At 34.0% G+C, this 12,958-nt stretch carries 12 protein-coding genes and 1 rRNA gene; 4 read left to right on the top strand and 9 right to left on the bottom strand.

Annotated features, from left to right (window positions below; all coding sequences use genetic code 11):
- Positions 1–10: 10 nt before the first annotated feature.
- Genes NZ698_RS17840 through NZ698_RS17830 form a run of 3 tightly spaced genes read right to left on the bottom strand, consistent with a single transcriptional unit; the run spans position 11 to position 2,742 of the window.
- Positions 11–811 carry a DUF4129 domain-containing protein gene (locus NZ698_RS17840; RefSeq protein WP_263004603.1) on the bottom strand — a complete coding sequence of 267 codons (801 nt, stop codon included), beginning with the start codon at positions 809–811 and terminating at the stop codon, positions 11–13.
- Entirely contained in the window at positions 804–1,763 is a 960-nt protein-coding gene (locus tag NZ698_RS17835) for a DUF4013 domain-containing protein (RefSeq protein WP_263004602.1), read from the bottom strand. Before NZ698_RS17835 ends, NZ698_RS17840 begins: the two co-directional genes overlap by 8 nt.
- The gene (locus tag NZ698_RS17830) at positions 1,750–2,742 is read right to left on the bottom strand and encodes a stage II sporulation protein M (protein WP_263004601.1); all 993 of its coding nucleotides are present in this window, start codon (positions 2,740–2,742) and stop codon (positions 1,750–1,752) included. Before NZ698_RS17830 ends, NZ698_RS17835 begins: the two co-directional genes overlap by 14 nt.
- A 27-nt stretch (positions 2,743–2,769) precedes the next feature.
- Here NZ698_RS17830 and NZ698_RS17825 point away from each other — a divergent pair, with 27 nt between their 5' ends.
- Together NZ698_RS17825 and NZ698_RS17820 are read left to right on the top strand one after the other, a co-directional pair.
- Positions 2,770–3,513 (top strand): RDD family protein, encoded by a 744-nt coding sequence (locus NZ698_RS17825; protein WP_263004600.1) that lies wholly within the window; start codon positions 2,770–2,772, stop codon positions 3,511–3,513.
- Between the two features lie 238 nt (positions 3,514–3,751).
- Entirely contained in the window at positions 3,752–4,042 is a 291-nt protein-coding gene (locus NZ698_RS17820; RefSeq protein ID WP_263004599.1) for a GNAT family N-acetyltransferase, read from the top strand.
- Here the strand turns inward: NZ698_RS17820 and NZ698_RS17815 are convergent.
- From NZ698_RS17815 to smpB, 5 genes are all read right to left on the bottom strand, one after another.
- Positions 4,031–5,002: a glycosyltransferase family protein gene (locus NZ698_RS17815; protein WP_263004598.1), complete on the bottom strand. Its 972-nt coding sequence runs from the start codon at positions 5,000–5,002 to the stop codon at positions 4,031–4,033. The genes NZ698_RS17820 and NZ698_RS17815 overlap by 12 nt on opposite strands.
- Before the next feature lies 1 nt (position 5,003).
- Positions 5,004–5,828, bottom strand: a complete 825-nt coding sequence (locus tag NZ698_RS17810; protein ID WP_263004597.1) for a UDP-2,3-diacylglucosamine diphosphatase — start codon at positions 5,826–5,828, stop codon at positions 5,004–5,006.
- A 145-nt stretch (positions 5,829–5,973) separates the two neighbouring features.
- Positions 5,974–6,714 carry a YebC/PmpR family DNA-binding transcriptional regulator gene (locus tag NZ698_RS17805; RefSeq protein WP_263004596.1) on the bottom strand — a complete coding sequence of 247 codons (741 nt, stop codon included), beginning with the start codon at positions 6,712–6,714 and terminating at the stop codon, positions 5,974–5,976.
- Positions 6,715–6,808: 94 nt separating this feature from the next.
- Positions 6,809–8,296, bottom strand: coding sequence for an OmpA family protein (locus tag NZ698_RS17800; protein ID WP_263004595.1), 1,488 nt, complete (start codon positions 8,294–8,296; stop codon positions 6,809–6,811).
- A 77-nt stretch (positions 8,297–8,373) separates the two neighbouring features.
- Positions 8,374–8,832, bottom strand: coding sequence for an SsrA-binding protein SmpB (smpB, locus tag NZ698_RS17795; protein ID WP_047447108.1), 459 nt, complete (start codon positions 8,830–8,832; stop codon positions 8,374–8,376).
- Between the two features lie 116 nt (positions 8,833–8,948).
- Here smpB and NZ698_RS17790 point away from each other — a divergent pair, with 116 nt between their 5' ends.
- Positions 8,949–10,571: an ABC-F family ATP-binding cassette domain-containing protein gene (locus NZ698_RS17790; RefSeq protein ID WP_263004594.1), complete on the top strand. Its 1,623-nt coding sequence runs from the start codon at positions 8,949–8,951 to the stop codon at positions 10,569–10,571.
- Between the two features lie 81 nt (positions 10,572–10,652).
- Positions 10,653–12,029, top strand: a complete 1,377-nt coding sequence (locus NZ698_RS17785) for an alpha-amylase family glycosyl hydrolase (protein ID WP_263004593.1) — start codon at positions 10,653–10,655, stop codon at positions 12,027–12,029.
- Between the two features lie 849 nt (positions 12,030–12,878).
- On the opposite strand, the gene rrf is transcribed toward NZ698_RS17785, so the two are convergent.
- Positions 12,879–12,958 (bottom strand): 5S ribosomal RNA (gene rrf / locus NZ698_RS17780); the annotation flags it as partial.

Genomic DNA, 12,958 nt, shown 5'->3' with positions numbered 1-12,958 from the left:
AAAAAAATAATTAAGGTTTGAAAGACTGATATTGCTCTTTAAATTTCGAATAACTCTGTTCATCAATACTGAACTCACCATACCAAACATAATCGAAAATATAAGAAAGATTTGAAAATTCATTTTTTAAATGTGGAACTTTCAATTCGGCTACATAATCTTTATTTGTTTTTTCAGGATTCCAGAGAATGAGTTTTTTATCGCTGAGTTTTTTTAATAAAAATAAAAACTGATAGCGCACTGCAGAACGATAATCTTTTGTTCTTTCAAATGTTGCAATACTTTCAGGGAAATTGATCTCATGAATATTTTCATGAAGCTCTTCATCGTTGATAATGACTTTCTTATTTCTTTTCCCGAAGATGAAATTTCCGTTTTTGCCGATGAGAAATTTAATGATAAAATATAAAAGAAAACCAACCAAAACAATCGCAAAGAGACGGATAACAACTGTGGTAATCTGTGCTGAACTTTCTAAACTGGTTTCACCAAAAATAGTCTGAATCAGCTTTAAAATTTTTCTCATCAATTTATCCCAAAAGGATTCTCTGGGTTTTGAAGTTGCATAGTCAAACTCTTCACCTTTATATCTAGATTTTATGTTTTCTTTAAAACTTTTCGGATGAAGTGTGTTTTCGGAAACCGGATTTTTAAGTAAAACAGAATCTGCGCGATACATATTTTTGTAATGTCCCGTACTCAAAGTGTCTTCATAATACTCATCTTCGTAAACATAACTGCTGTCTACAACCTGAGCTTTACAAGGCCCAAATAAAAAGAGAAATAGTATGAAAAAGATGGTTTTATTCATTGATCCCGATTGTATCAATTTCTGCCAATTCCACTTGTTGATGCAGATCTGTTCTGCTATCATAATAAAGCAATCCTGAATTCACATACATCAGATTTGACAGGAAAAACGAAACCAACATTGAAATTCCGTACACGACAAAAAACATAATTCCCATTGTTCCGGCAAAAGGATTTTGCTCAAATTCTCCATCCGGAGCAGAGGTGAAAATTGATGCATAAAATATAATCATCGGAATCATCGTAAAGATCGTCGTGATGATATACAAAATAATTGATATGATAAGTGTTGCTCCCCAATATTTCCAATACGGGGATTTTTCACGTCCGTTTGTGTAAGAAAATTGCGAACGAATAGAATAACTTAAACTTTCAAAAAAACCTCTTTTGCTGTTGAACATATCGTACATCAGAAAATTCACGATATTAAAAACCGTAGGAAAAACAAATAAAAGAATCGGCAATCCGATGATGATAAATACCAACGCATAAGAAACTCCGATCAGAATAAGTGACAATGGAGACACTATGAAAATCATTCCAAGACAGAGAGTTCCTATTCTGCCAATATTACTTTTAAAATCATATAAAATATCATCTGTTCCTATTTTTTGCTGACCACTAGAAAGTCTTTTTAGGTAAAAAACCGGATAGAGATAATTGAGAATCATTAAAACTACAAAAAGCAAGAATGTTAAAATTCCTATTGCGATAAACATTCCAAGATTGTCCTCGAAATAATTCTCCATGTAAGACGCATTTCCGTTTAAATTGGAGCCGAAAAGCTGCGAAAATAATTCACGATAACCAAAGATGACCACAACAACCATCAAGATCAGCAGAAGCCCGTTTAGGAGTATATAATTTTTAAAATAATTTTTTCCGTAAAGTCTGAAAAAACCAAAACTGTCGCTGATAAACGTTCCGAAATCTCTTTTTTTATAAAACTGCATCTTTTGTGATTGTAAGGTTGTTATTCATTTTTTTGTTGACGATAAACGGATACACAAAATAGTAAAATCCTATGATCATCAAACATCCGAAGATGATAATTAAATTTAAAAATTCCGGCATCTTTAAAGCATGTCTTGTAACATAGCCTTCGATAATTCCTGCACAAACCGTGAATGGAATGGTGCTTAAAAATATTTTAAATGAATCTTTTAAGCCTATTTTTAAAGATTCAAATCTCGACAATGTTTTTGGAAAAAGTATGGATGTTCCGAGAATCAATCCGCACATTGCTTCTACAACCATTGCGAAGATCTCAAAAACTCCATGAAGCCAGATTCCTCTTGCGCTGTCTTTCAAAGCTCCGTAATCGTAAAAAAAATACTGGAATGATCCCAACATCACAGAATTAGTAAGAAGAGCGTATAATGAGCCTACTCCACCGAAAATTCCGTAGATATATAATTTGGCTCCGACTCCTATATTATTTAAAGTAATTCCAATGGTACTTCCCCAAGTCGAACCGCTTTGATAAACTCCAACAGCGTTTCCTGCTTTTATATTTTCAATTGTTGTATTTACATAACTTTCACCTAAAATAATATTGGCAAAATCTTTATCGTAAATCGCAGAAAGCACACCCATCGATGTAAACAAAATAAAAAACACAAAAGCATACAGCAAATACCTTCTGTATTGATAAACCAAAAGCGGAACTTCGGTTTTGAAAAAATACAGCATTCTGTTTTCTTCTACTCTTTTGGTCTTATAAATTTTCTGGAAAATCTGAGATGAAAGGTGATTAAGATAAACCGTCGTATTACTTTTCGGGTAATACGTTTGGGCAAAAGAAAGATCATTGATCAGATTAATGTACAGTGAAGACAGGTCGTCAGGATTTTTTTTGATTTTCCCCTGAATAACCTGTTCGATTCCCAACCATTTTTCTTTATTTTGTTTAATAAAATAAACTTCTCTCATAATTGTAAGGCTAAAATAATAAAAATTATGTCTCAAATTGCGATAAACACCTCACAAAATGTAAATATTAACTTTAACATATCAAGTATTGGTGAAAGGTTTCTTGCTTTCATCATCGATTCTGTGGTAAAGATTGCTTATGGTATTCTTATTTTTTATCTTTTTTTCAGCGTTTTTGATTTGGGATATGTTTTAAATGGTCTTGATCAATGGTCAGTTGGTGCAGTTTACAGCATTCTTCTTTTTCCGACTGTTATTTATCCTGTCGTAATGGAAAGTCTGATGGAAGGACAAACCCTTGGAAAAAAAGTAATGAAAATACGTGTTGTAAAAATCGACGGTTATCAGGCAAGTTTTGGAGATTATCTCATCCGCTGGGTTTTCAGAGTGATTGATATTTCCATCCTTTGTGTAGGATTTATCACCATGATCATTACAAAAAACAACCAACGTTTTGGAGATATTGCGGCGGGAACAGCCGTAATTTCTTTGAAAAATAATATTAATATTTCTCATACTATTTTAGAAAATTTAAAAACGGATTATGTCCCGACTTTCCCTCAAGTAATAGGTTTAAGTGATAATGATATGAGGATTATTAAAGATAATTATCTGAAGGCTTTGAGAATTGATGACCGACAAATCATATCCAAACTTTCGGATAAAATAAAAGGAATTTTAAAATTGGAAGTTGACCCCACAAAAATGACGGAAAGACAGTTTATCGGAATTGTTATTAAAGATTACAATTATTATACGGGGAAAGAATAATTGTATTTGAATGGTCAATATTTGCTTCGCAAAGTCAATCGTGAATTTTCGCCTTAAGAATTCACAACTTAGTTAATTGACATTTCACAATTCACTTTTACTTTACTTTTCTCCCTTTCGGTGCAGATTTTGTATCCTTCTGTGAAATCAAACTTATGAAATCGCTATGACTTGTCATGATTCATAAACTAAAAAAATAGGCGATAACATATGTCCAATTAAAATTAAACTACTACATATGAAATTCGAAAACAATAAATCAGGAAACGGCGGAGTTATCACGCTCAACAACGAGATCAAAGAAGTCGGAAGGTTGACTTACACCATTTTCCCAGAAGACAACAAACTGATTATTTCTTTTGTACTTGTACATCCGGAATTTGAAGGTCGCGGAATGGGAAAATATTTGGTTGAAGAAGCCATCAAATTCTCAAGAGAAAATAAATGGAATGTTTACCCACACTGTTCTTACGCAAGAGCTGTAATGAGAAGAATGAATGATGTGGAAGATATTTTTCTAGAACGTTAATACGTCATTTAAGATAATATCTTCAATATCATCAGGATAATTTACTTTAAAATGAATATCTGAATTTACCCAATTTTTAATTTCTTCAACATCCAGAATTTTAGAATTGGGGATTTCCATTTTATCTAATGCACAGGCATTACATTCCTGCTCATATTGATTATGAATAGGAATCACGAACAATTTTTTATCCATAAAAAGTGCTTCAGCAGGTCCCTCAAAACCTGCATTGCATAAAATTCCGTCACAACTTTCGAAGCATTCTAAAAAATGAGTTTCGTCAACCGGATAGATTTCAACATTATTGATCTGACTGTGAATTTTAGTATATTTTGAAAACACTTTCCATTCTACCGGAATTTGGCTTAAAGCTTTAGTAATATTTTCATCTGAAAAACTCGGCAGATAAACGACATAAAATCCCTTTTTTACAGGATTTAAATTTCTGATTTTTCGTCTTATAACAGGTTTTTTTATCTGTGGATGATAATTTTCGAAATGAAAACCTATTTTATCTTTACTTGGACAGTAATGCTCAAGAACCAATTCGCCAAAAAAATCTTTTTTATCCGGTTTCGGAGTTTCTTTAAAACTCATAGAAGCTTGATGACTGAGTTCCAGCATTTTCAAATTTTTCAATTTGCAAGCCCAACCTGTCAAAGGTTCGTAGTCATTGATAATTAAATCATATTGACTTAATTCAATCTGACGAATGGTTTTGATCGCTTCAAGAAAATTATTTTCAAGCAGAATTTTTTTATAGGAAATTCCACCAGTTTTATTGTAAAGGAGAGATACTCCACGATGCTTAAAATCTATCGGGAAATCTGTTTTTAATTGAGATTGGTGACCACTGATCAATGTATCAACCGAAGCATATTTTTTTAAAATAGGAATAATTTCCTGAGCTCTTGCAACGTGACCATTTCCGGTTCCCTGAAATGCATATAAAACCTTCATGTTAAGTAAATTGAGTAACTATTTTTAAAAGGTCAGAATTATTCATATCCTGCATTTCTTCGGTTTCATCATCACTAAGTAGATGTTTATGATCTTCATAATAAAAGATTTTCCATTCACCATTGTTATATTCCAAAGCGGAAAGATTTTCAATCCAATCTCCAGAATTTAGATAGGTACATGAACCTTTTTTGTTTTTCACTTCCCGTATTTGCGGTTGATGAATATGACCGCAAATTACAAAGTCATATCCGTTGTCAATGGCAAGTTCGGAAGCAGTCAATTCAAAATCGCCAATATACTTAACTGCTTTTTTGACGTTATTTTTGATCTTTTTTGAGAATGAATATTTTTCTCTTCCCATTTTTTCTAAAAACCAATTGACTACGTTATTGATGACAATCAACAGATCATATCCTTTTCCACCCAATTTTGCAATCCATTTCGAATGTTGAACTGAGGCATCGAAAACATCTCCGTGAAAGATCCAGGTTTTCTTTCCATTTAAAGTTAAGTGAAGTTTATTGATGACTTTTAATTTACCTAATTCAAAATCGGTAAACTTTCTGAACATTTCGTCATGATTTCCTGTAATGTAATACACATCCGAAGATTTCGTTGCAAATGAAATGATTTTCTTAATTACCTTTAAATGAGGTTTAGGGAAGTAAGACTTTTTAAATTGCCAGATATCAATAATATCACCATTTAAAACCAAGGTCTTCGGTTGAATAGAATTTAGATATCTCAACAATTCTTTAGCCTTACATCCGTAAGTTCCCAAATGTACATCCGAAATGACAACCAATTCAACGTTTCTTTTCATTCGCAGATATTTGCTTACTAAAATGATCAAAATGTGACCGCCATATCAATTAGTATTTTAATTTACCAAGAATGGCGATCTCACAATTGATTCTATGCAAAGAAACTAATTGAAAATGAACTGTATATGAATGAAATATTATCTTTTATAAAGAATCTAATAATTCGTCTGTAATTTCCATATTATGATATACATTTTGCACATCATCATCCTCTTCAAAACGATCTAGCATCTTCATATTTGCTTTAAATTGATCTGCTGTAACCTCTTTTATATTATTTGGAATTCTTTGAAGCTCTGCACTTTTCACTTCAATCTTAAGTTCATCTAATTTGTGAGATAAAGAACCGAAATCTTCAAATGCTGTTGTAATCATTACTTCTTCATCATCTTTTTCTACATCTTCTGCTCCGCCGTCGATCATTTCCATTTCGAAATCATCCCAATCCATTTTAATCTGTGATAAATCAATACTAAAAATCCCTTTTCTGTCGAAGATGAAAGCTAATTCACCATTCTTTCCTAAGTTACCATCAAACTTGTTGAAAATAGCTCTTACGTTGGCAACAGTTCTTGTTGTATTGTTGGTTGTACATTCTACAAAAAATGCAACACCACCTTGTCCGTAACCTTCATAGTTGATTTCTTCGTAGTTTTCTGCATCTGCACCACTCGCCTTTTTGATTGCTCTTTCAACGTTATCTTTTGGCATGTTTGCACCCTTCGCATTCTGGATACATCTTCTCAATGCTGGATTAGCTTCCGCATCAGGACCTCCTGCTTTTACCGCTAAAGCAATATCTTTACCTATTTTAGAAAAAGTTTTGGCCATTTTATCCCAACGCGCCATTTTCGAAGCTTTTCTATATTCAAACGCTCTTCCCATTTTATAATTTAAATTTTCACAAAATTACTCAAAATCAACAACAAAAAAAATACCCCCAGAAAATCTGGAGGTATTTATTATTTAAAAAAATTAATTATTTTTTCTTTTTAGCAGCAGCTTTTTTCTTAGCCGGAGCTTTTTTAGTAGCAGCTTTTACTGGAGCATCTTCATAATCTCTTTTCTTAATTGCATTCCATTCAGCAGCATCTTCAACAGCTTTTACAACTACTTTTCTGTCTACTTGTCTTTCAGCATCAGTAGCTTTTTCAGAAACTGTAGCTTTAGCTTCACCTACACCAATTGATTTAAGAGCGTTAGTATCAACACCTCTTGCATCTAAAGCAGCAACTACAGCAGCAGCTCTTTCTCTAGATAATTTCAAGTTATAAGCTTCTGAACCTTTAGCATCAGTTCTACCTTCCAATAGATAGTTACCTCCTTCTTTCTTAATAATACCTGCTGCAGTATCTAATGCATTAGCAGATTCAGGTCTGATCGTAGCTTTGTTGAAGTCAAACAATACAGATTTAAAGTTTTCTTCTAAGTCTGTAGCAACAACTGTTTTAGGTTTTGGACATCCGTTGTATTCTGGAAGACCTGGAACAGTAGGACAAGCATCATCTTTATCTAAGATACCGTCACCGTCTGTATCTGGCCAAGGACAACCATTGTTTTCTGCAGGACCTGCAACTGTAGGACAAGCATCATCTTTGTCGATTACACCGTCTCCGTCAGTATCTGGCCAAGGACAACCATTATTTTCAACCGGACCAGCAACTTCTGGACACTGATCATCTTTATCTGGGACTCCGTCACCATCAGTATCAGGACATCCTTGGAATTCTGGTAAACCTGGAGTATCTGGACACAAATCGTCTTTGTCTAAGATACCATCCTTATCTCTATCTCTGTTTCCGAATCTAAAGTTCAAAGAAGCAGAAGCTTGCCAAAAGTTAGCAACATTTGATTTGTCACCAGGCGTTGCAACGTAATCTCCTTGTACACCAAGACCGAAGTTTTTGGTTAACCAGAAATTAACACCAGCACCACCAGCAACTGCAAAGTGATTAGCTTTACCGTTTTCGTTACCGTTATCACCATTTCCTACACTCTCTCCTCTCCAATCTGTTCTTGGGAAAGTAAGAGCTGTGTAATCATGTCTAAGGTAGTTAGCACCTACTCTTAAATATGGGTCAAACCAAGACTCTTCATTCCAGATAAGACCTGCAGCTTTCGCTTGGAAACCTAAACCAGTCATTAACATGAATTCTTTACCCATGTTGAATCTTTGGTTTTCAACGTTACCAACAGTAGTCTGCCAGTCAATTACCAAACCTTTACCGATGTTTCTAGCAACCGTAAGTTTAGATAATGGTGGAGTGATCGAGAAATTGTCCACATTGAACATATTCTTCGTCAAGTTTGTAGCAGAGAAGGTATTACTGAAATTACCTGCCTGTGCTTTATGGTTTTCCGCATGAGCACCAACTCCGATTAACCACGGATTGTTGGTAGTCTGAGCGAAAACAGTAGAGGCAACTGTAAGCGCCAATGCTGAAATTCCTAATTTTAGATTTTTCATAGAATTAAATGATTAAATAATTGATATTGCAAAATAAATATAATTTTTCTTTATAAACAAAGTTTTCAGGATGATTTTTAACTTTTCTTTAATATTCTATCGAGGCTTCGTTTACTTTCTCTGTCTTTTATTGCTTCCCTTTTATCAAAAAGCTTTTTCCCTCTTCCTAACGCTACAAGCACTTTTGCTTTTCCTCTATCATTAATATAAAGCTTTAAAGGTATAATTGTATTTCCTGCATCTTTGAGTTTTTTTTCGAGTTTTAACAATTCTCTTTTGTGCAACAGCAACTTTCGTTCCCTTTTTGTTTTATGGTTATAAAAAGTCCCCAATTTATACTCATCAATCATCATATTAATGATGTACAATTCGCCGTCAATGAACTGACAGAAGGCTTCTGTGATAGATGCCTTAGAAGAGCGTAAAGATTTTATTTCCGTGCCTGTAAGTACCATTCCGGCCTCAAATTCTTCCATGATTTCATACTCAAATCTGGCTCTTCGATTAAATATATTAACTGTTTTTTCGATCTTCATATCTAAATTTTCATTACTGTAATATACAAAAATACCACACATTAAAAACTTGAGTATTACAATATTATAATTACCCGATTTCTTTTCGTAATTTTGCGCCAAATTTACAAACTAATATGTTAACAGTATCTAACTTATCTTTACAATTTGGGAAAAGAGTCCTTTTTGACGAGGTAAACATTATGTTTACAAAAGGAAACTGCTACGGGATCATCGGAGCAAATGGAGCAGGAAAGTCTACATTCCTTAAAATACTAACAGGAAAGCAAGATCCAACCACAGGACATGTATCACTGGAGCCAGGAAAAAGAATGTCTGTTTTGGAGCAGGATCACTTTGCATATGATCAATATACAGTACTTGAAGCTGTTTTAAGAGGAAATAAGAAATTATTCGAAATAAAAGAAGAGATGGACGCTTTATATGCTAAAGAAGATTTCTCTGATGAAGATGGTATTAAAGCTGGTGAATTAGGCGTTGTTTACGATGAAATGGGTGGATGGAACTCAGAATCTGATGCTCAGACAATGCTTTCAAACGTTGGAATTAAGGACGATATGCATTGGCAAATGATGAGTGAATTGGAGAATAAAGACAAAGTAAAGGTACTTTTGGCTCAGGCACTTTTCGGAAATCCTGATGTTTTGATTCTGGATGAGCCTACGAATGACCTTGATATTGATACAATCGCTTGGTTAGAAGATTTCCTTGCTGATTATGAAAATACAGTAATCGTTGTTTCTCACGACCGTCACTTCTTAGACACCGTTTGTACACACATCGGAGATTTAGATTATGCTAAATTAAACCTTTACACAGGTAACTACTCTTTCTGGTATCAGGCTTCGCAGTTGGCGACAAGACAAAGAGCTCAGGCTAACAAAAAAGCGGAAGAAAAAAAGAAAGAACTTCAAGATTTCATCGCACGATTTAGTTCAAACGTTGCAAAAGCTAAGCAGGCTACTGCAAGAAAGAAAATGATCGACAAATTAAATATTGACGACATTAAACCATCTTCAAGAAGATATCCGGCAATTATTTTCGAAATGGAAAGAGAAGTAGGAGATCAGATTCTAGATGTTAAAGGCTTAGAAAAAACTAAAGACGGAGAATTACTATTTTCAGACATCGATTTAAATCTTAAAAAAGGGGATAAAGTTGCGATCATTTCGAAAAACTCTTTAGCAATTACAGAATTTTTTGAAATTTTAGCAGGAAATACTCAAGCTGATAAAGGAAATGTTGCTTGGGGAGTTACCACAAACCAGTCTCACATGCCTTTGGATAACACAACTTTCTTCCAGGAAGATATCAACTTAGTTGATTGGTTGAGACAGTTTACTAAAAATGATGAAGAGCGTCATGAAGAGTTCATGAGAGGATTTTTGGGTAGAATGTTATTCTCAGGAGACGAAGCTTTGAAGTCTTGTAAAGTGCTTTCCGGAGGTGAAAAAATGAGATGTATGTTCAGCAGAATGATGCTTCAGAAAGCTAACGTATTGCTATTGGATGAGCCTACCAACCATTTAGACCTTGAAAGTATTACAACTTTGAACAACTCATTATCAAATTTTAAAGGAAACCTTCTATTGTCTTCTCATGACCACGAAATGCTTCAAACCGTTTGTAATAGAATTGTTGAATTGACTCCGAAAGGAATTATCGACAGAGAAACAACCTACGACGAGTATCTTGCTGATAAAAAGATCAAAGAACTGAGAGAAAAAATGTATTCTTAGAATACTTTTATATAAATTAAATTAAGCGTTTCATTTTGAGACGCTTTTTTTATTTAACTTAGAATTAAAATATGTAAACTTATGAAACGTCAGATATTTTATTTCTTTTTTACACTTTGTTTTATAAATTATAATGCTCAAACCAAAGACCTTCGATACCAGCCAAAACTATATGTAGAAATCAATCATCCTGAATGGTCAAAAAATGCAACTATCTACGAAGCCAACATCAGACAATACACTCCAGAAGGAACTTTTAAAGCTTTTGAAAAACATCTTCCAAGATTAAAAAAAATGGGTGTGGATATTATTTGGCTGATGCCTATCCATCCTATCGGCGAGCTCAATAGAAAAGGAAAATTGGGAAGTTATTACTCTGTAAAAGATTTCAAAGCGGTCAATCCTGATTTTGGAACAATGGAAGATCTCAAAAACCTCGTAAACAAAATTCATTCGATGGGCATGTATATTATCATTGATTGGGTGGGAAATCATTCTGCATGGGACAATCCTTTGGCAATAGAACATCCAGATTGGTATACAAAAACAAAAGAAGGAAAATTTCAGCCCACACCTTGGTATGATTGGGATGACGTAATCGATTTTGACTACGATAATCCGGACTTCAGAAAATATATGACGGATGCGTTGAAATTTTGGGTGAAAGAAACCAATATTGACGGTTATAGATGTGATGTCGCCGGGTTTATACCAGTTGATTTTTGGGAAAATGCCAGAACAGAACTTGACCAGATAAAACCTGTTTTTATGTTAGCAGAATGGGAATCCAGAGATCTATACAGAAAATCATTTGACATGACCTATTCTTGGTCTCTTTGGGATAAAATGAAATTAGCCACAATAGAAGGAAAAGGCGCTTCTGCACTCTTTGAATATATGGCACACGATGTAAACAGCTTTCCTTACAATTCTTACAGAATGACTTTTACTGATAATCATGATAAAAATTCATGGGAAGGAAATCAGTATTCTAATTTTGGAAAAGGTTTGGAAGCGGCAATGGTTTTTTGCAGCACTGTAAATGGAATGCCACTAATTTATAGTGGACAGGAAGCGGGTCTCGATCGAAGTCTTGCATTTTTTGAAAAAGATTTAATCGACTGGAAAGAACATAAAAATTCAAAAATCTACGAAACTCTCTTCAATCTTAAACATAAAAACCAGGCATTATGGAACGGAAAATGGGGCGGAGAAATGATCCGCGTTCATAACGACAACATGAATAATGTTTTATCATTTTATCGGGAGAAAAATACCGATGCAGTTTTGCCCATCATTAATTTTTCTGATAAAGAATCATCAGTAAATCTAGACACAAAATATTTTAAAGGGAAATATACCGAACTGTTTTCTGGAAAAGAAATCACCATTACACAAGATCAGACCCATTTCGATATCAAACCTTGGCAATATTTGGTTTTGGTGAAGTCAAAGTAATTTTCATAATGCACACCCTATTTTACTTTATGTGAATCATTAGGTAGACCTTGAGCGGTTATCGAATACTTTGAATTTTCAGGAGCTTTATCCAGCTCTCCACTATATCTTTTTTGTGCCCTTGCTTTTGGCCAACCAACAAAAAAGGATGCCGTTGCGATCTGGGCTAGGTAGGAGTGTCGGATAACGGGATTTTGTCGTTATTTACTTCTTTTACGTCTAATTGTTCGATGATTGATGATTGACGATTGGCGATTGACGATTGACGATTGACGATTGACGATTGACGATTGACGATTGACGATTGACGATTGACGATTGACGATTGACGATTGACGATTGACGATTATGCAAAATTACATTTTGTGAAGCAATTAAATATTTTCAAGAATTTGTTTTTTTATTTTTGAAATTCAGATGCTCAAAAACCTTTAAAGCGTTAGATAATATAATCTAAGTTAACAAATGTGATTTTAAACACCGCAGGGCGGTGAACTGTTCATAGAACAACAATTATCATGAATCCTAATTTGAACTCCGTAGGAGCGGCCTGTTGTTTCCTTTACAATTTATCTACAAATGCCAAATTGACAGATACAGAGTTCGTACGCTTAACTGAAAATTTCAAAATTAATCTCGACTCTTAAAGTATGCTTTCGTAAAACGCAATCTAATATTAAGATTCCTTTACCAAGCAACTCGAACATTAAACACAAAACTCTAAACCCGAAACACTATCTTACACTACGTACTAGGCTATTTTTACTATTTACATTTACCTTTTCCTTTTTTACAAATGTTTATCACAAAAAAAATCCTCAATCAAATAAATGATTGAGGATTTAAAAAGACTGGCGGCGACCTACTCTCCCGCTTTCGCAGTACCATCGGCGCTGGTGGGCTTAACTTCTGTGTTCGGAATGGGAACA

Origin of the sequence: Chryseobacterium edaphi (genome assembly GCF_025628985.1) — a bacterium.
Taxonomy (GTDB): Bacteria; Bacteroidota; Bacteroidia; order Flavobacteriales; family Weeksellaceae; genus Chryseobacterium; species Chryseobacterium edaphi.
Note: the sequence above shows the minus strand (reverse complement) of the source record. Positions and strands in the feature narration are given on the sequence as shown.

Excerpts from the sequence above, each read along its gene's own strand:
- NZ698_RS17790 (WP_263004594.1), top strand. The coding sequence starts at position 8,949 with ATGTTAACAGTATCTAACTTATCTTTACAATTTGGGAAAAGAGTCCTT.
- NZ698_RS17800 (WP_263004595.1), bottom strand. The coding sequence starts at position 8,296 with ATGAAAAATCTAAAATTAGGAATTTCAGCATTGGCGCTTACAGTTGCC.
- smpB (WP_047447108.1), bottom strand. The coding sequence starts at position 8,832 with ATGAAGATCGAAAAAACAGTTAATATATTTAATCGAAGAGCCAGATTT.
- NZ698_RS17815 (WP_263004598.1), bottom strand. The coding sequence starts at position 5,002 with ATGAAGGTTTTATATGCATTTCAGGGAACCGGAAATGGTCACGTTGCA.
- NZ698_RS17830 (WP_263004601.1), bottom strand. The coding sequence starts at position 2,742 with ATGAGAGAAGTTTATTTTATTAAACAAAATAAAGAAAAATGGTTGGGA.
- NZ698_RS17820 (WP_263004599.1), top strand. The coding sequence starts at position 3,752 with ATGAAATTCGAAAACAATAAATCAGGAAACGGCGGAGTTATCACGCTC.
- NZ698_RS17840 (WP_263004603.1), bottom strand. The coding sequence starts at position 811 with ATGAATAAAACCATCTTTTTCATACTATTTCTCTTTTTATTTGGGCCT.
- NZ698_RS17810 (WP_263004597.1), bottom strand. The coding sequence starts at position 5,828 with ATGAAAAGAAACGTTGAATTGGTTGTCATTTCGGATGTACATTTGGGA.
- NZ698_RS17805 (WP_263004596.1), bottom strand. The coding sequence starts at position 6,714 with ATGGGAAGAGCGTTTGAATATAGAAAAGCTTCGAAAATGGCGCGTTGG.
- NZ698_RS17785 (WP_263004593.1), top strand. The coding sequence starts at position 10,653 with ATGAAACGTCAGATATTTTATTTCTTTTTTACACTTTGTTTTATAAAT.
- NZ698_RS17825 (WP_263004600.1), top strand. The coding sequence starts at position 2,770 with ATGTCTCAAATTGCGATAAACACCTCACAAAATGTAAATATTAACTTT.
- NZ698_RS17835 (WP_263004602.1), bottom strand. The coding sequence starts at position 1,763 with ATGCAGTTTTATAAAAAAAGAGATTTCGGAACGTTTATCAGCGACAGT.